The organism is Geovibrio thiophilus (assembly GCF_004087915.1).
In the GTDB taxonomy this organism is placed as follows: domain Bacteria; phylum Chrysiogenota; class Deferribacteres; order Deferribacterales; family Geovibrionaceae; genus Geovibrio; species Geovibrio thiophilus.
Genome location: NZ_CP035108.1, coordinates 2036561 through 2059092, shown reverse-complemented (window position 1 = coordinate 2059092; position 22532 = coordinate 2036561). Strand labels below are relative to the sequence as shown.

The 22532-nt window shown below is 47.6% G+C and carries 20 protein-coding genes; 15 read left to right on the top strand and 5 right to left on the bottom strand.

Going from position 1 to position 22532, the window contains the following annotated elements; all coding sequences use genetic code 11:
* Positions 1-156 precede the first annotated feature (156 nt).
* Together EP073_RS09695 and EP073_RS09690 are read left to right on the top strand one after the other, a co-directional pair.
* The gene (locus tag EP073_RS09695; RefSeq protein ID WP_241654081.1) at positions 157-2313 is read left to right on the top strand and encodes a PAS domain S-box protein; all 2157 of its coding nucleotides are present in this window, start codon (positions 157-159) and stop codon (positions 2311-2313) included.
* Positions 2303-2668: a response regulator transcription factor gene (locus EP073_RS09690; protein ID WP_128466949.1), complete on the top strand. Its 366-nt coding sequence runs from the start codon at positions 2303-2305 to the stop codon at positions 2666-2668. Before EP073_RS09695 ends, EP073_RS09690 begins: the two co-directional genes overlap by 11 nt.
* Here the strand turns inward: EP073_RS09690 and EP073_RS09685 are convergent.
* Entirely contained in the window at positions 2662-3501 is an 840-nt protein-coding gene (locus EP073_RS09685; protein ID WP_241653991.1) for a 4Fe-4S binding protein, read from the bottom strand. The two genes, EP073_RS09690 and EP073_RS09685, sit on opposite strands and share 7 nt — an antisense overlap.
* 446 nt (positions 3502-3947) lie before the next feature.
* Between EP073_RS09685 and nifA the strand changes: the two genes are divergently transcribed.
* From nifA to EP073_RS09670, 3 genes are all read left to right on the top strand, one after another.
* Entirely contained in the window at positions 3948-5615 is a 1668-nt protein-coding gene (nifA, locus tag EP073_RS09680; protein ID WP_128466947.1) for a nif-specific transcriptional activator NifA, read from the top strand.
* A 145-nt stretch (positions 5616-5760) separates the two neighbouring features.
* Positions 5761-6024, top strand: coding sequence for a ferredoxin III, nif-specific (fdxB, locus tag EP073_RS09675; protein ID WP_128466946.1), 264 nt, complete (start codon positions 5761-5763; stop codon positions 6022-6024).
* Between the two features lies 1 nt (position 6025).
* Complete coding sequence (locus EP073_RS09670) at positions 6026-6319, top strand: nitrogen fixation protein NifZ (protein WP_128466945.1); 294 nt, start codon at positions 6026-6028, stop codon at positions 6317-6319.
* Here the strand turns inward: EP073_RS09670 and EP073_RS09665 are convergent.
* Complete coding sequence (locus tag EP073_RS09665) at positions 6295-7098, bottom strand: NAD(+)--dinitrogen-reductase ADP-D-ribosyltransferase (RefSeq protein ID WP_128466944.1); 804 nt, start codon at positions 7096-7098, stop codon at positions 6295-6297. The genes EP073_RS09670 and EP073_RS09665 overlap by 25 nt on opposite strands.
* Before the next feature lie 35 nt (positions 7099-7133).
* On the opposite strand from EP073_RS09665, the gene draG reads away from it, so the two are divergent.
* The 9 genes from draG to EP073_RS09620 all read left to right on the top strand — a co-directional run bounded on the left by draG (position 7134) and on the right by EP073_RS09620 (position 16313).
* Complete coding sequence (gene draG, locus EP073_RS09660; protein ID WP_128466943.1) at positions 7134-8024, top strand: ADP-ribosyl-[dinitrogen reductase] hydrolase; 891 nt, start codon at positions 7134-7136, stop codon at positions 8022-8024.
* A gap of 157 nt (positions 8025-8181) precedes the next feature.
* A complete protein-coding gene (gene nifH, locus EP073_RS09655) occupies positions 8182-9051 on the top strand; it encodes a nitrogenase iron protein (protein WP_128466942.1) in 870 nt (289 codons plus the stop codon).
* A gap of 132 nt (positions 9052-9183) precedes the next feature.
* Positions 9184-10626: a nitrogenase molybdenum-iron protein alpha chain gene (nifD, locus tag EP073_RS09650; protein ID WP_128466941.1), complete on the top strand. Its 1443-nt coding sequence runs from the start codon at positions 9184-9186 to the stop codon at positions 10624-10626.
* 29 nt (positions 10627-10655) lie between these two features.
* Complete coding sequence (gene nifK, locus EP073_RS09645; RefSeq protein ID WP_128466940.1) at positions 10656-12173, top strand: nitrogenase molybdenum-iron protein subunit beta; 1518 nt, start codon at positions 10656-10658, stop codon at positions 12171-12173.
* Between the two features lie 402 nt (positions 12174-12575).
* Entirely contained in the window at positions 12576-12782 is a 207-nt protein-coding gene (gene nifT / locus EP073_RS09640; RefSeq protein ID WP_128466939.1) for a putative nitrogen fixation protein NifT, read from the top strand.
* Positions 12783-12793: 11 nt separating this feature from the next.
* Positions 12794-14152 (top strand): nitrogenase iron-molybdenum cofactor biosynthesis protein NifE, encoded by a 1359-nt coding sequence (gene nifE / locus EP073_RS09635; RefSeq protein ID WP_128466938.1) that lies wholly within the window; start codon positions 12794-12796, stop codon positions 14150-14152.
* A 4-nt stretch (positions 14153-14156) separates the two neighbouring features.
* Positions 14157-15488 (top strand): nitrogenase iron-molybdenum cofactor biosynthesis protein NifN, encoded by a 1332-nt coding sequence (nifN, locus tag EP073_RS09630; RefSeq protein ID WP_128466937.1) that lies wholly within the window; start codon positions 14157-14159, stop codon positions 15486-15488.
* A complete protein-coding gene (gene nifX, locus EP073_RS09625; RefSeq protein ID WP_128466936.1) occupies positions 15485-15853 on the top strand; it encodes a nitrogen fixation protein NifX in 369 nt (122 codons plus the stop codon). The genes nifN and nifX overlap by 4 nt, the downstream gene beginning before the upstream one ends.
* A 1-nt stretch (position 15854) precedes the next feature.
* On the top strand, positions 15855-16313 hold the full coding sequence (locus tag EP073_RS09620) for a DUF269 domain-containing protein (protein ID WP_128466935.1): 459 nt from the start codon (positions 15855-15857) through the stop codon (positions 16311-16313).
* Here EP073_RS09620 and EP073_RS09615 read toward each other — a convergent pair.
* From EP073_RS09615 to EP073_RS09605, 3 genes are read right to left on the bottom strand one after another with little or no spacing between them, the layout of a single operon-like run.
* Positions 16310-19036 (bottom strand): PAS domain S-box protein, encoded by a 2727-nt coding sequence (locus tag EP073_RS09615; RefSeq protein ID WP_241654080.1) that lies wholly within the window; start codon positions 19034-19036, stop codon positions 16310-16312. The genes EP073_RS09620 and EP073_RS09615 overlap by 4 nt on opposite strands.
* Positions 19026-19649 carry a chemotaxis protein CheX gene (locus EP073_RS09610; RefSeq protein ID WP_128466933.1) on the bottom strand — a complete coding sequence of 208 codons (624 nt, stop codon included), beginning with the start codon at positions 19647-19649 and terminating at the stop codon, positions 19026-19028. The genes EP073_RS09615 and EP073_RS09610 overlap by 11 nt, the downstream gene beginning before the upstream one ends.
* Positions 19650-19661: 12 nt before the next feature.
* Positions 19662-20021, bottom strand: a complete 360-nt coding sequence (locus EP073_RS09605; protein WP_128466932.1) for a response regulator — start codon at positions 20019-20021, stop codon at positions 19662-19664.
* Positions 20022-20290: 269 nt separating this feature from the next.
* Here EP073_RS09605 and EP073_RS09600 point away from each other — a divergent pair, with 269 nt between their 5' ends.
* Positions 20291-22510, top strand: coding sequence for an EAL domain-containing protein (locus EP073_RS09600; RefSeq protein ID WP_128466931.1), 2220 nt, complete (start codon positions 20291-20293; stop codon positions 22508-22510).
* The last annotated feature ends 22 nt before the right edge of the window (positions 22511-22532 follow it).

Here is a 22532-nt window from a genome sequence, read left to right as displayed (position 1 = left end):
TTTATTGTTAAGAAACAGAGAGGACATATATTTAACATTGAGCGCCCGGAAAAACTGTACAGAAGCCAGAGGCGTGCATTTTTTTGAATATGTGTCAGGGAGTTTTCATTGTCAGTTACGCGTCAGACGACTTTGGGAGTCGTTCTAATAGTCTTGATGGCGATTTTCATGTTTACGGCTCTCACCGTTGTCCATGTGCGTAATGACCTTTCGTCCGCAATAGATTACAAGCATAAGAAAATAGAGTTTATGCTCAGCTATCAGTCTGATCAGCTTGAGCGCTCACTGAGGAGCAGGTTCAGGGCTCTTCTGTCCGACTATTACCTTCGTGAGGCGATGGCATCAAAGGACAGGGAAAGAATCAGACTTTATTTCAATGAAAAATACGGCGCTCTCGTGGCGGAGTATCACACGGAAATAATCATACATATTCATGATGAAAACGGAAGCTCGTTCATGCGGATGCACGCGCCCGGACATCTCAACTATTCCGGTTACCCCAGACCCATGCTTGAGGAGGTAGCCGATAAAAAGGAGCCGCGTTTCGGTTTTGATCTCGGCTGCTACGGACTTCACTACAGATACGCGGAACCCGTTTACTATATGGGCGTTTTTGTAGGCATAGCCGAAGTGGGCATTGGGGTGGACTATCTGCTCTCTCTCATGAAAAACACGCTGGATCTTGAAATGGGGCTGTTCATTCCAGCGGATAAGGCTGAGAACCTCTGCTTTGAGCCCCGGGCGGAAAGTCTGGACGGCGAACGGCTGATCAATGTATCCAATGACGATTTTGTGACGATTTTCAATAAGGCTGATTTCTCCAAAGGCGTTTTAACAGAGATTAATGAGGACGGCAAATTCTACCGTGTCCACATGGATCATTTTCTTAAGGGCTACAACGGACAGAAGATAGCCAGTCTCGTGACCTTTCAGGATATAACAAATGAGAAAATGGCGATCACCCATTATCTGAGACTTGCCGTGATTATGGCAGTTATTTTCATATGTCTCACCATTCTTATGATGAAAAATTCGTTTATGCGGATAATAAGCGATCTTGAGAAAAAATATAAGGAAAGCAAATCAAGGGAAAACTATCTCGGCGATATAATCGCTAACTCATTGAATGAAATCTTTATTTACGATATAGACACCCTCCGGTTTGTGGAAGTAAACCGCGGAGCCTGCAAAAATCTCGGGTACTCTCATGAAGAAATCCTCCAGATGACAACTCTGGACATCAAACCTCAGATGACTTTTCAGTCGTTCAGAAAACAGATTCTGCCTGTTATAGAGGGGGAGAAGGAAACGGTAATGTTTGAAACAGTTCACAGGCGTAAGGACGGAACCTTGTACCCTGTTGAAATACATATTCAGAAAACCTTTGTCGAAGGGCGTGAGGTTATTATGGCTGTGGTTCTGGACATTACCCAGCGCAAGGACGCGGAAAACAGACTGAAAGCCCTCAACGAAGCTCTTGAAAAGAAGGTTGATCAGGAGACCGAACGCAGGCTTTTCAGCGAAAAGATAATGATGGAACAGAAAAAGTTCATTGACATGGGGCAGATGATAAACGCTGTAGCCCACCAGTGGCGCCAGCCTCTCAACGCACTGGGACTGTATGTTCAGGATATGCGGGAGACCCACTTCAGTCAGGGGCTTGATGACTCATACGTAAACCAGATCGAAAAGGACTGCATGCACATAATCAACCACATGTCCGACACTATCGATGATTTCAGACGCTTCTTTGCTCCCGATAAAAGCTCGGCGCCCTTCGAGATCATACGCTCCGTTCTGGAGACCATTCGGCTGGTCAGCGCACAGCTTATGGCATCGAGCATCGATTACCGCATAATATGCAGATGCGGCGACGATTCTTACTTCAGCGAAAACTCTGTGGAGAGCCCCGGGTGTCTGAGTCGAAAGACGCTTGTCAGGGGTTATGAAGGCGAATTCAAACAGGTTATGCTCAATATCATACACAACGCAAGAGATGCTATAATCGAAAGAAGGCAAAGTGAGGCGGAAGGCTTTCAGGGATTCATTGAATTTGATCTGGATGCCTGCGGCGACAATATAGTTCTCAGCATTAAGGATAACGGCGGCGGAATACCTGAGAACGTGATTCAGAAAGTTTTTGATCCCTATTTCACTACGAAGGAAGAGGGTAAAGGAACAGGCATTGGTTTGTATATGTCAAAAAATATAGTGGAACAGCATATGAAAGGGTATCTGACCGCCGAATCAAAGGATGGCTGTGCTGTTTTCAGACTGGTTCTCAGATCTGCGGCGGTGAAAGATGACGGCTGAAACTGTTAAGGCAAAAATATTGTACATAGAGGATGAGGCGCTCACCAGAATGCTTATGGTACGCCAGCTCAGGCTCTATTTCAGTGATGTTTACGAGGCGGGGAACGGCAGGGAAGGCTTTGAGATTTTTATGGAAACACAGCCGGATATTGTCATAACAGATCTCTCTATGCCCCATCTGGACGGCTTTCAGCTTGTGGACAAGATAAGAGGGCAGGGCGGCAAGCCCAAATTTATAATAACCACAGCCTTCAGAGAGGAAACATGCTCCCTGAAGGACTGCGAAATTCTTTTTAAGCCGATCAGCTTCGCGGATGTTTATTCCTGCGTAACCAGACTCCTTAACTGTCAGTGACTGAGCTGACCGAGCCTTTCCAGCCAGAAGAGATATTCCCCGCTTGATACCTCCGACCGCCAGAATCCGGTGAGCGTGGCGGCGGCTATGCTTATCCAGAATACCGCAAATACCGCAAGGGTCAGGGATCTGTAGTCTGATTTGTAAGTTTTCAGACACTCATCGTTAGCCCGAACCCTGACACAGTCGTGACAGCCTATACACTCCGGCGAATGGACTGTTCCGGCTTTATGCACCTGTATATCCATCGGGCAGATGTTCGTGCATTTCATGCAGTTCACGCAGGCATCCTTCTCTCTTTTTATTTTGAAAGGCGATACGAGCGACACAAGCCCCATCAGCGCTCCGTAAGGGCATAGAAATCTGCACCAGAAGTTGCGGAAAAGAAGCCCCAGTATCAGGAGAACAGCCAGAACCATGAGGGTAGTGCGGGAGGGTTCTGTGAAAAAGCGCATCATTTTTGCGTCTGAAACCTTGTTGTAAGGCGCATTGAGGAAACCCTCTATGGCAGGCAGAGACATTTGTATGAGGATGATATAAACAAAGAACCCCAGCAGGAGATATTTCAGAGAGGACAGCGGGTAGGCTATGAACCTGTGGATTTTGATATTTCTGCCTGCGGAGCCTATTGTTTCGGAGATGAGCCCGATGGGGCAGATATATCCGCAGAAGCCGCGCTTGAAGATTATACTGATTAAAAGAAAGACAATGAGAAGCGTCAGTCCCGCAGGGTGGATCATATCGTAATTTCCGCTGAACACAAAGCGCTTGAGCCCCATCAGCGCGCTTATAGGCAGAAATGCCTCCACGCCGCCGGGCTTCACTGCCGACATGTCGCCCGCTTGAAGGGCGGATAAGTAGAAGTAAAATCTTATGCCGATATAAACTGTTGCTGCAAAGAATAAATATTGGATCAAACGCCTTACCGCCGTTTTATCAGACCTGAGAAAATGAGCGGTCGAGCTCAGAAGCTGTTTCATTAAAATCTCCTCTTTAATAAATCTTTAGGGCAGTGTAGCCGTAAATTTTATTCCTATAATTGATCCCGAACAAAAAACAGCAAAGAAGTTCCCGTGAATGTATAAAATATAGTCAGTGGCAATGACGGATAAGATGTTTATAATTAAGGGACTTGTTGATGAAATAAAACAATGCGGCTAAAATTGTAAAGAATGTAATTAAAAGCGATTAATATTTAATCATCATTAATGTAATAAACCTTCCAAACGCCTGTTTTTCGCTGATTTCCCAATGGCACAGGCATTGCTTGTTATACTCCATGGAAAAGAGATTAAGCTATTATAAACTTCTGTTGAATACAATATACGACATAAGCCTTGAGCTGAACTCAAAGGTGAACGAGAGTGCGGCGCTCCAGAACGTGATGAATATTATGAGCAATAATCTCAATATTCAGAACGGTACAATTCTTATTGCCGATCCGGAGACAGGGGCGCTCCTGCCGAAGGCTTCGCACGGTCTCAGCAGAGCCGCTCTTGCGGAAATGGTGTATAAAAGCGGCGAAGGCATGGTGGGGAAGGTGTTTAAATACGGCTTCCCGATCATGCTCCACGACATAAGCCTTGAGCCCGATTTCAAGGATAAAATCAAGCGCAGGGATGATGAGAAAACAAGCTTTATCGCCGTTCCCATCAGCCATGGAAACGAGAAGATAGGCGTTCTCGCTGTGGACAAGCACTACCGTGAGGTGGTGAGCTATGAGGCTGAGGTGGATATTCTGAAGATGATTTCCGCTCTTGTCGCCTCGTTCATGCACAAGATGACGCTTATAAACAGCGAGAAGAAAGAGCTGATAGAGGAAAAGGAGCGGCTTCGGAGCGAAGTTGCGGTGAAATTCTCCGTCAAGGGTCTTGTTGGCGGCAGCAAGCTGATGCAGGAGGTCTTAAAGAAGATCTCTCAGGTCTGCCGCACAAAAACAACAGTGCTTATCAGAGGCGAAAGCGGAACCGGCAAGGAGATGGTGGCGAAAGCCGTTCACTACTCCGGCGACCGCGCGCAGAAGCCCTTTGTCGCCGTCAACTGCGCGGCGATCCCGAAAGAGCTTATAGAGAGTGAGCTTTTCGGCTATAAAAAAGGCGCCTTCACTGGAGCGATCGCCGACAAAAAAGGCAAATTTGAGCTGGCAAACGGCGGAACTATATTCCTTGACGAAATAGGCGACATGCCCCTTGAGGCGCAAAGCAAACTGCTCCGTGTTCTTCAGGAGATGAGCATAGAGCGTGTCGGCGGTTCGGAGCCCACACCCATTGACGTGAGGGTGATTGCCGCCACGAACAGAAACCTTGAAAACGCCGTGCGTTCAGGAGATTTCAGGCTGGATCTTTATTACAGGCTGAATGTCGTCTCTATTTTCCTCCCGCCTCTGCGGAAACGCAGGGAGGATATTCCCGAACTCGCAAAGACAGCCCTTGACAAATTCAATACAAACTATGGCACAAAGCTTAAGATCTCACCGGATGTATTCCCCCTGCTTATGAAATGCTCATGGCCGGGCAACATACGTGAGCTTGAAAACTGTATAGAGCGTGCCGCCCTCTCCGTAACAAGCGATGAGATAACACCAGCCGAGTTCACATGCTCCAGAGGCGAGGTCTGTCTTGCCCAGCTTATGGAGAACAACGGTCACGCCGGCTGCGGCGAGCATGCGGTCTGTATTGAGTCACTCAATATGGATACGGGCGGAGAACAGAAATTTTTCTGCGAACACTATCCCAAAGCTGCCGAAAAACCCGCAGAAGAGTCTGTCAGACAGGCTAAGCCGCACTCTGAAATACCCCTTGCTGTGGATGATGAAAAGCAGATGGTTATTGACGCTCTTGAGAAAACAGGCTGGGTTCAGGCAAAGGCAGCCAGACTTCTCGGCATGACAGTTCGCCAGATCAATTACCGCATAATGAAATTCGGCATAGAAGTGAAGAAAATATAACAAACACAAACCCTACAATAAATGTAGGTAAGCTTACAAAAATTGAACAAGACGGGAATTGATCCTCCTAAGTTGCTGATAAAGCGGTTCTTCATATTTGGCACGCCGCTTGCATCAGTAACTGAAAAGCTTAAGGAGGAACACAATGACCTACATCACCGGAATTACTAAAGGCGGCAGCAAATGGACACCCGAGTTCGTTATGGCTGTCGACAACTCAAAATGTATCGCCTGCGGACGCTGTTATAAAGCTTGCAGCTTTAGCTGCCTTTCACTTCACGAAGACGACGATGACGATTCAGCGAAACGCTACATGGTACTCGAAAACGATGATGCCTGTGTAGGCTGCAAGGCTTGCGCTGTCGCTTGTCCGAAGAAGTGTTTCACCCACGCACCACTGGAGGCATAATATGGAATTCAGAGAAAACCAGAAAATCAGAGTTCTCGGCTGCACTAAGAGTGACGGAACCTGCGCAGGCTGCAACCGTGGTAAAGTGGTCGCCGAAGAGGGAGAGGAAGGTTTTGTCTGCCAGATTACGGAGTTCCTCTTCGAGCCTGTTGTAGTGGTTCATTTTCTTGAAACCAATAAAAAAGTCGGCTTCAGGAAGCATGAGATTGAAATTATTGAAGACTATGATCCGGACGAAATGGTCTGGATAAAAATTAAAAAGGACGATTCTCAGAATACGGTTTCAACATCGTAGCGCCCGCCTATCACAAGGTACTCCAGCTCACCGCTGAATGACCTTCGGGGCAGGGCTTCCGAGAAGTAAACGATTTTTGTGTAAGGCACTTCAGCCTTAATTATCTTACTGCCGAACTGTTCTGCTATCTCCTTTTCAGAAGTGAACGAGGAGAGGGAGTTCAGTTCGATGCAGTATTTTCTTTTTGAGAGCTGATCAATGATAATATGGTCACTCAGATCGTTCACTCCCCTGTAAAGGGTTATGGTGGGAACATGATTTTCGCAGTATGCCCTAATTATTGTCTGCGTGTATGTGTACAGCAGGTCGAGTTGCGAAAACATGCTGTTTTTGTTGGTTCTGGAGTTCATCCACTCCTGAAGGTAATCATAGTACTCTTTGGAATAAAGCCCGGGGATGCTCTGTCCGTGGTAAAACGGAATAAGCCCGAAGCGGTTTTCCACCCAGCCCTTGAGCACGGCTCCGGCGGAGTTGTTGGAATCAAAAAGCCAGCTTTTCAGAAGCCTTATGTAGCTTCCGACCTTTTTTCCTTTCACACTTTCTTCCAGAGCGAAGAGCTCGTTCATGTAGTTTTCAAAGAAAACGGAAGCCTCGGAAATGCTGCCTGCCGCTGCCGCGATCTCAAAAAGCCTGCGGTGATATTCCAGCACTCCGTCAATAGTAATAGGGATTATGCCCACATTGTACTCTCTGCTTACAAAGAGCTTTGCGGGTATATTGATTTTATTCGTGCTGTGGTAATAAACGCCTGCCTTGTGGCTGTCATCAAGATTTATCATGATCGGAATATGCCAAGACAAAAGGAAGTTTGCAAATGAAAAATGATGTTTTTGAAAGAGCGCTTGCCGCTTATCTCTGTTTTGCTGCCGGTGATGCTCTCGGAGCGACTACAGAATTCATGCTTCCGAGGGAAATCAGGGATAAATACGGCATACACGATAAAATAATCGGCGGCGGGTGGCTGCACCTTAAGGCGGGGAATGTTACAGATGATACGGAGATGTCTCTGGCTATCGGCGACAGCCTGATCGAAAACGGAGGCTATACTGTTCAGGGTGCGGCAGCAAGCTTCGCAAGATGGATGAAGAAAAAGCCTGTGGACATAGGCAGCACAGTGAGAAGGGGCATTGTTAATTATGTTACAAAACGTTCTGTAGTGTCTCTCTACTCAACATTTTCAGCGGGAAACGGCGCCGCCATGCGGAATTTTCCCGTTGTGCTCTATTGCCTGAAAGACTGGGTATGGTTTGAGGAGATAACAATATCCCAGTGTCATATAACTCACAATAACGAGCTGTCCGACATGGCAACCCTTGTTCTGGGCGAGGTTGTGAAGGCGCTCATCGAAACGGGAGACAAGAGGGCAGCACTTGATATTGTGTCCGAGTTCATCAAAAAAGACCCCACCTTCTCACACTCAAAATACAACGGCGAGGCATCGGGCTATATTAAGGATACTTTCAGAACCGTGATGCACTATTTCTTTGATTCAGACAGCCTGTACGAAACAGTAGTCAGAACAGTGAATCAGGGCGGTGACGCCGACACCAACGGAGCCATAGCGGGGATGCTTGCGGGCGCTCTGTACGGCATGGACGGCATACCCCAGAAATGGCTCAGGGCGCTGGATCAGGATGTTGTAAGGCTTATTACAAAACAGACCGAAGATCTGCTGAATGCCCCTATGAACGTGATTTTGTTGTAAGGTTTGTCAGTTTACCCCTTCAAACCATACAAAAACCTTACAAACGCCTGTCACTGAAACCTCTCAAAATATGACAATTCTTGTTTATCAATAATTTACGCATTTGGCACGCTTCTTGTTTATACTAATGCAGATAATAAACCGGAGGTTTCGGATCATGGCTAAATTGAGACAAATAGCTTTTTACGGCAAAGGCGGTATTGGCAAGTCGACCACTTCCCAGAACACTATCTCCGCTCTTGCGGAAATGGGCAAAAAGATAATGATCGTAGGCTGCGACCCCAAGGCAGATTCTACTCGTCTTATCCTTCACTCCAAAGCACAGGCGACAATCATGGAACTTGCCGCTGAAAAAGGCTCAGTGGAAGACCTTGAGCTTGATGAGGTTCTCAAGGCGGGCTTCCTCGGCATCAAATGCGTTGAGTCAGGCGGTCCTGAGCCCGGCGTAGGCTGTGCTGGAAGGGGTGTTATCACGGCTATCAACTTCCTTGAGGAAGAAGGCGCATATGAGGAAGACCTTGACTTTGTTTCCTATGACGTTCTCGGTGACGTTGTGTGCGGCGGTTTCGCAATGCCCATCAGGGAAGGCAAGGCTCAGGAGATCTACATCGTCGCATCGGGTGAGATGATGGCTATGTACGCAGCGAACAACATCTCCAAGGGTATCCTTAAATACGCTAACTCAGGCGGCGTCCGTCTTGCGGGTCTTATCTGTAACGAACGTAAAACTGACAGGGAAGACGAACTGATCAGCGAGCTTGCGAGAAGAATAAATACTCAGAGAATACACTTCGTGCCCAGAGACAACGTCGTTCAGCATGCGGAGCTTAGAAGAATGACTGTTATCGAATACGATTCAAAATGCAAACAGGCTGACGAATACAGAACTCTTGCACAGAAGATAAACGATAACAAAATGTTCAATATCCCCACTCCTCTTACAATGGATGAACTCGAAGGACTCCTTATGGAATTCGGTATCATTCAGGAGGATGACGCAGAGGTCGGAAAAGCGAAAAACGCTTAATTCCGCAGGATTAAGGCTTTCTTTCGGTCGCGGGCGCTCATATTCCCAACGGGAAAGACACAGAAGCTGCCTGAATGCGGAAAGAAAGCGCAGATTTGAGACCTTTGACCGCAATAAAACGAGGTAGACAGCATGAGCACTATAGATAAAAAACAGGCCGAAGATTTTATAGAGTCGGTCATAACACAGTACGAGGAGAAAACCTACAAGGACAGGAAAACCCACATTGAGGTTGTAGAACCCGGACAGGAAAAATGTGGAGTTAAGTCCAATAGGAAATCCCGCCCCGGCGTTATCACCATGAGAGGCTGTGCATATGCGGGTGCCAAAGGCGTGGTCTGGGGTCCCATTAAAGACATTATAAACGTGAGCCACGGTCCTGTGGGCTGCGGTCAGTACTCATGGTCTTCCAGACGTAACTACTACAACGGCACCACGGGTATAGACAGCTTCGGCACTATGCAGTTCACATCGGATTTTCAGGAAAAAGACATAGTTTTCGGCGGCGATGCGATGCTGAGAGGGCTTCTCAAGGAAGCTAACAATCTTTTCCCTCTGAACAGAGGCTTAAGCGTGCTTTCAGAGTGCCCCATCGGTCTTATCGGTGATGATATTGAAGCCGTTTCCAAAGACATTTCCAAAGAGATCGGCAAACCCGTTATCCCCTGCCGCTGTGAAGGTTTCAGAGGCGTTTCACAGTCTCTCGGTCACCACATAGCTAACGACACCATCCGTGACTGGATATACGAAAAAGACATGGTCGGTCAGAAATTCGAGAAAGGTCCCTACGATGTGGCGCTCATCGGCGATTACAACATCGGCGGTGATATATGGTCTTCAAGAAAAATCATTGAGGACATGGGGCTCAACCTTGTTGCCCAGTCCACCGGAGACAGTACTTTCAGCGAACTGGCAAACGTTGCGCAGGCTAAAGTGGTTCTTATCCACTGCTACCGCTCAATGAACTACATCTCACGCTACATTGAGGAAAAATACAATGTGCCGTGGCTTGAGTTCAACTTCTTCGGACCCACGCAGATCATCAAATCCATGCGCAAAATCGCCGCTATGTTTGATGACAAGATTAAGGAACAGACAGAAAAAGTCATTGCTGAAAAATATCAGCCTTACTTTGAGAAAATTGTCGCTAAATACAGACCCAGACTTGAAGGGAAGAAAACAATGCTTTTCGTAGGCGGTCTGAGACCCAGACACACAATGCCCGCCTTTCAGGATCTCGGTGTTGAAATACTGCTCACTGGTTACGAGTTCGCCCACGGCGATGATTACCAGCGTACCCTTGAATACCTTGACAGCACGACCATCATGGTTGACGACATGTCGGAATTCGAGATGGACAATTTCCTTGAGAAGTATAAACCCGACCTCTTCGGTTCAGGTATTAAAGAAAAATACCAGACACAGAAGTCCGGCATCCCTTTCAGACAGATGCACTCATGGGATTACTCAGGTCCTTACCACGGTGTGGAAGGATTCGGAGTATTCGCCAGAGATATGGACATGGCAATTAACGGAGCCGTTTGGAAAAACATCAAAGCTCCGTGGAAAAGCTGATAATCAGTGCCGTACAAGAGAGGTAAGTCATGAGCAAAGATATTAAAGTAAAAGATCATATAACCCTATTTAACGATGAACGTTTCTCGGAAATGTTTGAAAGAAAGCGTGAGCTTTACGAAAACGCCGCTACAAAAGAAGAGGTTGCCAAGACCCTTGAGTGGACTCTCGGCGAGGAATACAAGGAGCTTAACTTCAAAAGAGAGCACCTTGTTGTAAACCCTCTTAAGTCATGCCAGCCTCTCGGCGCGCTTTACGCTGCCATAGGTTTTGACGACACTATGCCCTATGTGCACGGTTCACAGGGCTGTGCGGCTTATTTCCGCTCGCACTTCTGCCGTCACTTCAAGGAGCCTTTCCCCGCTGTTTCCGACTCAATGACGGAAGACGCCGCTGTGTTCGGCGGACACAATAACATGTACGTGGGGCTTGACAATGTTTACAAGCTCTATAAGCCAAGCATGGTCGCCATATGCACTTCATGTATGGCGGAAGTTATCGGGGATGACCTTAACAACTTCGTAAAAAACGCCAAAGAGCAGGGCAACGTTCCCGAAGGCTCGCTTATAACCCATGCGCACACCCCTTCCTTCGTGGGTTCGCATATCACCGGCTATGACAACATGCTCTCAAGCATGCTTGCTCAGGTTGGCGAGAAAACAGGCGAAGTGAAAGACAGAATCAACGTTATCCTCGGATTCGATACCTATATAGGCAACTTCCGTGAGATAAAAAGGATTCTCGGTCTGTTCGGAGTGGATTTCATAATATTGAGCGATCCTTCCTACAACCTTGATTCCCCCACCGACGGACATTACAAAATGTTCAACGGCGGAACTAAGATAGCTGACCTGAAGGACGCGCCCAACTCCAAGGCTACGCTTCTTCTTCAGAAATACTCAACTGTTAAAACAATAGAGTTCATTGAGAAAGAATGGGGACACCCTGTGAAAGTGGTTAACCCCTTCGGTATCAAAGGCTCAGACGACCTTATGATGGCAATAGCCGAACTTACCGGCAAGGAAATTCCTGCTGAAATCGAAAATGAAAGAGGCAGATTTGTCGATGCCATAGGCGACTCATACTACTGGGTACACGGCAAGACCTTCTCTCTGAATGCTGACCCTGACTATGCCTTCGGTCTTACACGCATGGTTATGGAACTCGGCGGCGAAATCAAGCATGTTCTGCTTACAAACGGTACAAAGGACTGGGAAGCAGACACTAAAGCGCTGCTTGCTTCTTGCCCTCAGGGCAGCGAGGCCGAAGTTTACGCTCATAAAGATATGTGGCACTTCCGCTCACTGCTTGCAACCGACCCCTGCGATTTCATCATAGGGAACAGCTTCGCAAAATACCTTATGAGAGATACGGGCATACCGCTTATCAGAATCGGTTTTCCCATGTTTGACAGACAGTTCCTCCACAGATACCCCACAATAGGGTACATGGGCGGTCTGAACCTCCTCAACTGGATCGTCAACACAATCCTTGACGAAACAGACAGGAAAACGATGTACACCACGAGCTATGACGTAATCAGATAACAAACAGTTTCAATAACAAAGTATATACCGCTGCGGGGCGGCGGCAAAAGTCCGCCCCCCGTTTTATCCGGTTCCATGGATGGAACTGCGCCGTGCCGGAGCGAAGGCTTGCTTTGCAAGGCGCGAGCGGTTTCAGCCGAACCGCAGGATGCAGGTTCGGCGATGGAAAGTGGGAAACGATGTACACCACGAGCTACGACGTAATCAGATAACAAACAGTTTCAATAACAAAGTATATACCGCTGCGGGGCGGCGGCAAAAGTCCGCCCCTCGTTTTATCCGGTTCCATGGATGGAACTGCGCCGTGCCGGAGCGGAGGCTTGCTTTGCAAGGCGCGAGCGGTTTCAGCCGAACCGCAGGACGCCGGTTCGGCGATGATTTAATTAGAGGCAGGGCTGCAAAATGAAAGTAACAGTTAGAGAAACACCGAAAGGCATTAATATTTACGTTCCCAAGAAGGACATTGAAGCGCACGTAATCAAAATTGAGCAGGCAGGGGCATGGGGCGGAGTGTTTGAACTTGACAACGGCTGGGTTTTGGAATTTCCCGCTTTGGAGGAAGTACCTAAGCTCCCCGCTACATTCGAGGTAAAAGTACTCTCAAAATAAAGGAATGTGTCATGGCTGCAAAATTTGACCATCTGACCGAAGTTGACAGCTGTTCTGAAAATAAAAAGAAAAGCACAGCGGAAAAAGTAAAAAAATGCGCCAAACCCACACCCGGGGCAACAATGGGCGGATGCGCCTTTGACGGATCGCAGATAGTGCTTCTTCCCGTGGGGGACGCAGCGCATCTCATACACGGACCCGCCACATGCGTGAGCCAGAACTGGAACAACAGGGGCAGCAGGAACCTTCACGGTCAATACTATAAAATGGGATTCTCTACAGATGTAACCGAAATGGACGTTGTTTTCGGCGGGGAGAAGAAGATTACGGATAAATGCGTGGAGATAGCTGCCAGATACCCTGTAAAAGCTATCTTTGTCTACACCACCTGCGTTACCGCCATGATCGGCGACGATGTTCCCACCGCCTGTAAAAAGGCTGCCGAACTCACCGGAATCTCCGTGATACCCGTGGAATCCCCCGGCTTTATCGGCAATAAAAACTTCGGCAACAAGATAGCGGGCGATGCTCTCCTTGAGTACGTAATAGGCACGCAAGAGCCTGAAAAAACCACAGAATACGACATCAACATTATTGGCGACTACAACATAGCAGGTGAGCTCTGGCAGATGATGCCTATTTTCAGGGAGCTGGGGATAAATGTTCTCTCAAGTCTCACAGGCGGCACGTCATTTGACGAAATCGCCTATGCGCACAGGGCGAAATGCACACTTGTTATATGCAGCAAGGCTCTGCTCACTCTGGCGGAGGGGCTTAAGCGCAAATACGGAATACCGTTCGCGGAGGGCTCATTCTACGGACTGGGAGAGATAGAGAAGACGCTTCTCTCTGTAGCGGACATGCTGGACTCAGAGGAGCTGCGGGGAAGAATACACACTTATGTTGAAAGGAAAAACGCAGAGACTCTGGCTGATATAGCGCCATACACCGCTCTTCTTAAAGGTAAAAAAGTTTTTGTTTACACAGGCGGAGTGAAAAGCTGGTCGACAATATATCAGCTTGAGGAACTCGGCATGGACGTAATCGGAACCAGTACAAGAAAATCCACTGAGCAGGATATAGAGAAAATCAGGGAACACTTTGAAGGTACACAGAAAATGCTTCTTGAAAAAGGGGACGGACGTATTCTTCTGGGTGTTTTGGAAAAGGAGAAGGCTGATCTTCTCCTAGCCGGAGGGAGGAACATGTACACCTCCATCAAAGGCAGATACCCTTTTGTGGACGTGAATCAGGAAAGGATACACGGCTACGCAGGCTACACAGGCATGGTTGAGCTGGCAAAACAGCTCGCATACACTCTCACCTCCCCCGTTTGGGAAGTGGCAAGGCGCAAGGCTCCTTGGGAGTAGGTCTATGGAAGCAATATCAAAAGTTGGGCAAACCAACCCGCTTAAAAAAAGTCAGGTACTGGGCGGAAGCTTAGCCGCCCTTGGCATAAAAGGGGCTATGCCTCTCCATCACGGGTCGCAGGGGTGCACGGCGTTCACTAAGACGTTCCTCACTCAGCACTTCCGTGAGATTGTTCCTATGCAGACCACAGCCCTCACCGACATTGCAACGATTATGGGCGAGGACTGGAACCTGCTTGAGGGGATGAAAAACGTAATAGAGAAGCATAAACCGGAACTTCTTGTTCTTCTCTCCACAGGGATTTCCGATACCAGAGGGGACGACTTTGAGCGGAGCATAAAGGATTTCAGGAAGAAATATCCCGAGTACGCCGGATCAAAAATAGTTTACTGCACAACGCCGGACTTTGTGGATGACGCTCACCTCGGCTACACCAACACCCTGAAAGCAATATTTAAGCAGCTGGCGCCCGCTGAAATGGAAACCGAAAAGGGGCGTGTGAACATTATCCCCGCATTTGCCATGACAGCAGGCGATATAGACGAGATAAGGGATATAGTGGAATCTTTCGGGCTTCGTCCTGTATTTCTGCCTGATATTTCCGAAAGCATGTCCGGCTGCGCAGACTTCTTCTACAGCACAGCCCCCGGCGGATGCACGGTTGAAGACATTGAAACAGCAGGAGCCGCTGAGCTTAATATAGCAGTCGGCAGAACAATGGGTGAGATAACGGAACTACTGAAAGAACTTACGGATGTCCCTTTCGTTGTGTTTGATTCCCTCATAGGAATCACCGAAACGGACAGATTTATAGAGCTGCTTATGGAGCTTTCCGGAAGGAAGGATATTCCCGCAAAAATCAAAAAGCAGCGCAGAACAGCAATAGACGTAATGCTTGACGGACACTTCAATTTCGGCGGGAAGAAAGCTGCCGTCGCCATTGAGCCGGATCTCCTGCTCGGCGTATCCAAGTTTCTTCATAACGAGCTGGGCATTACCGTACAAATAGGAATCACCACCTTCGGTTCCCCCTTTCTCATGGATATTCCTGCGGAAGAGGTTATCAAAGGCGATCTGGAAGATGCAGCCCTAAAGGGGGGAGGAGTCTCTCTTATTATTTCAAACACCAATGCTCACTTAGCCTCGGAGATGATACACGCTCCATTATTGAGGATGGGCATTCCGGTGAAGGACAGGATAGGGCAGTTTATAAAGGTTTACACCTGCTACAGAGGCACGGCTTATTTCGCCTCTGAGATAGGAAGCATTCTCCTTGAGCATGACGAGCACGACTCATGGGAGAAACAGACGGAGCACTACAGGAGGAGTATATGAAGGTTGCGTTCTGTACGAACAGTATGAAAGAGGTGGATGAGCATTTCGGCAGAGCTACCTCAGTGGCGGTTTATGATGTAAACACGGACGGATCGGAGTTCGCCGAGCTGCGCACATTTATCCCCATAGATGCTGATGAAAATCATAAAATTGACATTAATACAAAGGTTGAAGCCCTCAACGACTGTTCGATCCTTTACCTCACCGAGATAGGCGGACCCGCTGCTGCCGTTGTTGTGCGCAATAAGATTCACCCCGTAAAGGTGGATGACAAGGCGTCCATAGACGAGCTTCTGGATACTCTTGTGAAAAAGCTTAACGATTCTCCGCCGCCATGGCTGAGAAAGGCGATACAGGTAAAATAACATGGCGGGCATGTCTCTTTCACAGAGAACCGGCTGGGAGGTCTCAGACTTTACCGATACCCTTGTCAAAAAGATGAGGGCGTTCGACACATACGGCTCATGGAAAAAGCTTGAGGATACTCAGGTTCTGAGCCGTTATGTGAAAAGCAGGGAAGAAAAAAAGAAGATAGACACCTCCGGCGTTGTGGACATACAGACGGTCTGGCAGATAAGGATGTTTTACGAGGCTGTGGCGATGCTTGTTGAGCAGAACATAGGGAAGATGTGCTATGCCGCTTTGGATCTGGGCTATGAGGGATTCGGAAGGGCGTTCGTGATACACGAGGACTTCATTCTCTGCTGCGATACCCTCCGCAATGCCCACAAATTCAGTTTCAGTTCTGTTGAGGAGCTCGCAGGAGCAGGTGAGACAAAAACCCAGAAAGCCTGCGAAAAGGCGGCTGAACTGGGGCTTGTTTAAAGAAATTCTCTCGGGAAGCGCATGGTGAACACCGCGCCTTTTCCGCTGTTTGAGGCCGCGATTGTTCCCTTCATGCGGTTTTCTATTATCATGCGGGACATGTAGAGACCAATTCCCGTGCCTTCGTCACCCTTGGTGGTGAAGTAGGATTCAAAGATCCGCTTAAGAGCGTCCTCCGGTATGCCGCCGCCGTCGTCCTTGGTTTCGACTATTACTTCGGTGTCGGTTTCGGTAATTATCACATCTATATTTCCCACTGTTTTCCTTTCCAAGGGCGGCATGGAGAGCCTTTTAGCGTCTATGGCATCCCGGGCGTTGCTGAGCAGGTTCACCATAACCTGCTTAAACTCGCTGGCATATCCGAAAAGGACAATGCTGTCCGGTTCATTGCCTTCGGTAACCACACTTACTTTAATTTTGTGCTTTTCAAGGGATGACTTCATGAGCGCTACAACATCATCAAGCGCTCTCCTGACGGAGAATTCACCCAGTGATTTTGACGGTGTGAAGAAGGTGCGGAAATCCTCAACCGTGTGCGCCATGAAATTAAGCTGGTTCATGATTTCTATTACGTATTCGCTGAGTTTTTCCTTCGTGAGCTCATTGAAGTCGTAGTCGTCCTCAATAAGCTGAACATACAGGCTGGCGGAGTTCAGGGGCTGCTTCCACTGGTGGGCTATGGCTCCTATCATCTCTCCCAAAGCTGCCAGCTTGGACTGCTGTATAAGCATCTGCTCCTGTTCACGGTGTATCTTTTCTATCCTGTTTTTCTCGGTAATATCGGCTATTGAGTATATGAAGTGGAGTTTGTCCTCCTCCTCAAGCATCTTGACCGCACCAGCCGTAACAAGTAAATCGAGGGTTTTTCCGTTTTCCAGTTCGTGCTTCCACTCTGTGGTATGGTGCGCTTTTTCTCTGTCGGCTTCGGGGAAAAGTCCGAAGAAGTTCTGCTGCTTGAGCGCAGCTTCAGGAATGGAGAGCAGCTGACTGAACTTCCTGTTGAAGCGGATGAAGCTGCCTTCCTGATCCACAAGGCATATACCGAAGCTGGCGAAGTCGAATATGAATGAAAGAAGCTGCTCGTTCTGGCGGAGCGCTGTTTCCGTGCGCTTGATCTCTGTTATGTCGTGTGCTGTTCCGAGTATATTTATATAGCCGGCAGCGTCCGTTCTTATACGGCTCTGCACTCTGAGGATCCGTCGTTCTCCGTCTATCCTGTTGATGTGGATGTATTCATCGAAGCTGCCCCGTGCTATCGTGTCTTCGGAAACCATAGTCCGAAGCAGTTGAACATCTTCCTGAGCGACCATTTCAAAGAAGTGTTTGTCGGAAAGGATAACCTCTGTTTTGTCAACGCCAAATATCCTGTAAAGCTCGTCGGAGCAGCTCAGCTTTCTGTCCGCTCCTGACCATTCCCAGCTTCCGATACGTGCGATCTGCTGCGCCTGCTCAAGCTGCTGACGGCTGCTTTCAAGCATGCGGTTGGTTTTTCTCAGCTCCTCGGTGCGCTCGTTGACTATTATTTCCAGTATGCGGTTGGCGTCCCTGAGTATTTTGTGGTAATTCTCAAGGTCGGTTATGTCAGAGAGGGAGACTATGTATTCTCCGGCAGTCATGGGGAGAACACGGAACGTTACCTGAAATGTGCGCACGGCGCCGAACGGGTCACGCATTTTCAACTTGCTGTCCACACCCATGCGGAAGTTCTGAAAAACCTCCTCAAGCCAGCCCTGCTCATCCTCTCCGGTTATAAGCCCCTGTTCCTTCATGAAGTAATCAGAAAGCTCCTTCTTTTTGCTCTTAAATTCATCCAGAGATTTTGCCTGAAAGAAGTCCAGAAAGCTTTTGTTGCAGTTGAGGAGAAATTCGCCGTCGGTGACTATTATTATGTTTGACTGGAAATCCAGAATTTTTTGCACGTATTCGCTTTTTTTCTCAAGCTCATCAAGGAAGTTTCTGCGCTCGGTTATATCGTCCATAACGCATACGATGTATTCGGGCTTTCCCTCCTGATCGAAGATTACGGAAACCGCAATCCTGCTCCAGAACTTTCTGCCGCCCGGCATCTGTATCTTCACATCCTCTGTCACCGAGTCCGCCTGACCGGAATAGAGCTTTCCGAAGCATTCACGGCAGAGCTCAGTGTGGTCAGGGCTCAGAAACCGTTCAAAGTCCATGCCCTTGAGCTCATCCTCGTCACTTCCCGCCATTTTCCGGAATGATTCGTTCGTGGTTAGTATGGATTTGTCAGTGTTGAGAATAACTATGCCGCTGGCGCTCCTGCCGAATACGGCACGCTGGAAAGACTCGCTTTCCTCAAGTTTTTTCTGAGTCTCAAAAAGGCGTGTCTGGTCGTAGATCATCACGAGAGCGTAATTCAGATCCTTGTCAAAGGGGGATATGACCACGTTTTGCTTCATGTATTCAAATAAGGAATTGGTGAATTTCGCTGATTTGATTTTGAAAAGCCAGCCGTCCGTGCCGGCGTCGTAGTATGTATGTGAACGCAGTGCCTTCATGGAGCGTATCTTTCTTTTGAGCTGTTTTACGTTTATTTCAGGGAAAAGATCTGTTATTTTTTTGCCTGTAACCTGTTCTCTGAACAGGGAAGTATGCGCCTCAAGCCACTTGTTCCAGAAAAGAACCGTCAGTTCATCGTCCAGAATGCAGGCGCCGTTGTAGATGGAGTCAAGAAAATAAGCCGGATCAGTCTCAAATTTCATACTGTTCAATATATTTATCCAAAGCTATGAGCAGATGCTCAAAAGAACTCTCCTTGAGAAGAAAGATGAGAAGCCCGTGGATTTTTTCCTGTCTGAAATCCAGAACAGTTTCCACGACAATAATTTTGCTGAAATTTTCAAAGTTTTTGTATTCGGCGATTTTTTCCCCGCTCTGCTTGTCAACGGCGGGAGGATGAAAAAACACTTCAAGTTCAAGAAGTTCAGCGATCTTGCCCACGCAGGCGGAGGTGAGGATGTTTGAAAGCTCGTGGATGGAGCTCACTATGTCGTCCTCATTCTCGATGGTTTCGTCCGCATCGCTCATAAAAATGCCGGCGACTTGCAGAGCGGACTTATCGTCTATGATGAAGATGCTTTCTCCGTCCAGTTTGTTGATAAACACTTGTACGGAAACGAAATAGTTATTCTTTTTGGATGTTTTGCTGTTGACGTAGTTCTCAAGTCCTTCGGTGCCCACTATATGAATCTTCGGAACATGCAGATTCGCGTGAGCTTCGATGGAATCGGATATTATGGCAGTAGCCATGCCGTAAGAAATATTCATGATTTCCGTGAGCGCATCTTTCCTGTCGTCATTCAGAACATTCATCATACAAATCAGCCGTTAAACGAGTTTTGTTATAATCTGCGAGATTTTCTCGGCAGTGACAGGTTTATTGAGTATCCCTGTTGCTCCGAGCTCGGAGACAATCTCGGTTGTTTTTTTCTGTATATCTGCGGTAATTATAACAACCTTTGCCGCCGGATTCATTGCTTTTATTTCTTCCAGTGCTTCTATTCCGTTTTTTTCCGGCATGGTGAGATCCATAAACACGAGATCCGGTCTGTATGCGGCAAAGGATTCAACCGCTTCAAAGCCGTTTGAAGCCTCGCGGTAGTCAAACTCTCCTGAAAAAGCCGCGGTAAGAGATTTGAGCACCCCCTTCCTTGCTATTTTAGAATCATCGGCTATCAAGATTTTCATGTGTACCTGCTGATAATTTTTATTAAGTTAAATGATCATAACCTGAGAAAGCCAAATGTCAAGTTCAAGATCTCAATTCCGGCGCTCATTCTGCCTACTTTGGGCTGTTATTTCCGAATATCAATGTTAGTTGCGGTTCCTTTTGTGAAAATGTATAATGAATAGTGATTTGGTATTGTTTAAACGGCTGTTCGTTTCTGATGCGCTGCCGCAGGTTTTTTGTGTATTAATTCTGCGGTCTGAATGCCGCGGAATCAAGGTGGTAATGTATGACTGTCCGCATGAGAGCCATGCTTCTTGTTATCATATTAATGCTCTCTCTTTCTGCTATTTTTCTTTTTGCGGGCAATTATTTTAATGAAAAATACCTTGATTACTCCTTCCGCAGGTTCGATTCGCAGCTTGCCCGTTCATTCGGGCTTTCCGTATCGGAAACTGAACGCAAATATTTCAATGCCGCCCACGCCCTGCTCCAGCGGGACAAGGTTCTCAGCGCATTTCTCGCCGGAGACAGGGAAAAGCTTTTTCTGGAGCTTGTTCCGCTCTACAGGGAGATGACACGGGAGGATCCCTTTTTCCACGTTATGCACTTCATCGACAAAAACGGAGTGACAGTTCTGCGTATGCACAGACCGGATTTTCACGGCGATAATCTCACTGATGTTCGCCCGCTTGTCAGGCTGATGAACAGAACCAGAGAAAGGCTCTCCGGCTTTGAACCGGGCAGGCACGGCATTTACTACAGAGTGATGATTCCTATCTTTTCAGGCGGAGAGTACGAGGGAATGCTCGATCTGGGGCTTAACGCTGATTTTGTTATTGAGGCGGTATCGAAGCACTTCCAGTTTAAGAGTGCGCTGTTTCTGAATAAATCTTACGCGGGAGTCATAAACAACAGAGAGGAAATGATCGGCGCAGGAAACTATTATATCACAGGAACCGATGACCCCGTATTTCTGACTCTCGGCACGGATTTTACTCCGGGCAGGGAGATGCTCCTCAAGAAAATCGACGGCGCTTACTACAGCTTTCACACCGCTTACGAACTGAGGGAGTATGATGATGCGCCCTTTGCCTACCTTGTAGTGGTACAGAATATCGATGCGGAGGTTCAGGATTACCGTAACGCCAGATTTTACCTTGTGTTGGTGGTGTTTGCTTTTCTCATTCTCGCTGCGGCTATTCTCCACTACAGCTTCCGTGTTATGCTCAGGGAGATTGAGGAGGGGAAGAAAACTCTCTCCGCTCAGCAAAGAACGGACACACTCACCGGACTTCCCAACAGAAACGCGCTTCTGAGCGATCTGGAATGGGCTTCGGGCTCTGTTATGATTCTGATTAATATTGACCGCTTCAAGGAGGTCAATGAGGTTTTCGGAATCGGGGCTGGAGATCAGGTTCTTAAGGAGTATTCGGTGTGTCTGCGGGAATATATTTCATCCTTTGAGTCAATTAACCCCGAAATAACCGGAGAACATACTCTTTACAGGCTTGGGAGGGATGAATTCGTCATCCTTCTTAATACAAAAACCGAGCTGGCTGAGAAGATAGCCGACTACATATCAAACAGAACAGATTCCGAAATTATAGATTATCAGGGGATCGAAATCTCCATATCCGTGAGCATAGGCATTTCAGGGAACAGGGAAAAGCCTCTCCAATCCTCGGATATTGCGCTCAAAATCTCCCGGGAGCGCAAAAGGGCATACATGCACTTTGACGAGAGCATGGAGCTGAGCCAGCATCAGTCCAACAACTTTTTCTGGCTGAATAAGGTTAAGCAGGCTATTAAGGAAGACCGCATAGTGCCTTATTTTCAGGGCATCATGGACAACCGCACGGGTGAGATCCGCAAATACGAATGTCTCATCAGGATGCTGGAGGCGGACGGAAGCGTGGTTTCCCCCGGGATGTTTCTGCCAATTATCAAGAAAACCAAGCTTTACCCGCAGCTTACCAAAATTATGCTCCGCAAGTCGGTGGAGCATTTTAACGGCGGCGGGAAAGAATTTTCCATAAATATTTCAACTGAGGATATACTCAATAAGGATATAGTGCATTATATACAAAATCTCCTGAAGGAAACCTGCACTGCCCGAAACGTGATATTTGAAATTCTCGAAACGGACAACATCGGTAACTATGAGGAGATAAGGGAGTTTATCAGCGAAGTGAAAAGTCTTGGCTGCAAGGTTGCCATAGACGATTTCGGCACAGGGTATTCCAACTTCACTCATCTGATGAACCTTGACTTTGACTATCTGAAGATTGACGGAAGCCTTATCCAGAACATCCACCGTGACGAATACACAAACCGTCTGGTGAAAAGTATAGCGGGCTTCGCCGGCGGAATGAAAATAGAAACGGTTGCTGAGTTTGTGAGCAGTCAGGAGATTTTTGACGCTGTCAATGAACTCGGAATCGACTATTCGCAGGGGTTTTTTATTGCCAAGCCGAGACCTGACACCAAGCCTGACGACTTTACTTGACTCTGACGCCATTAGGATTATG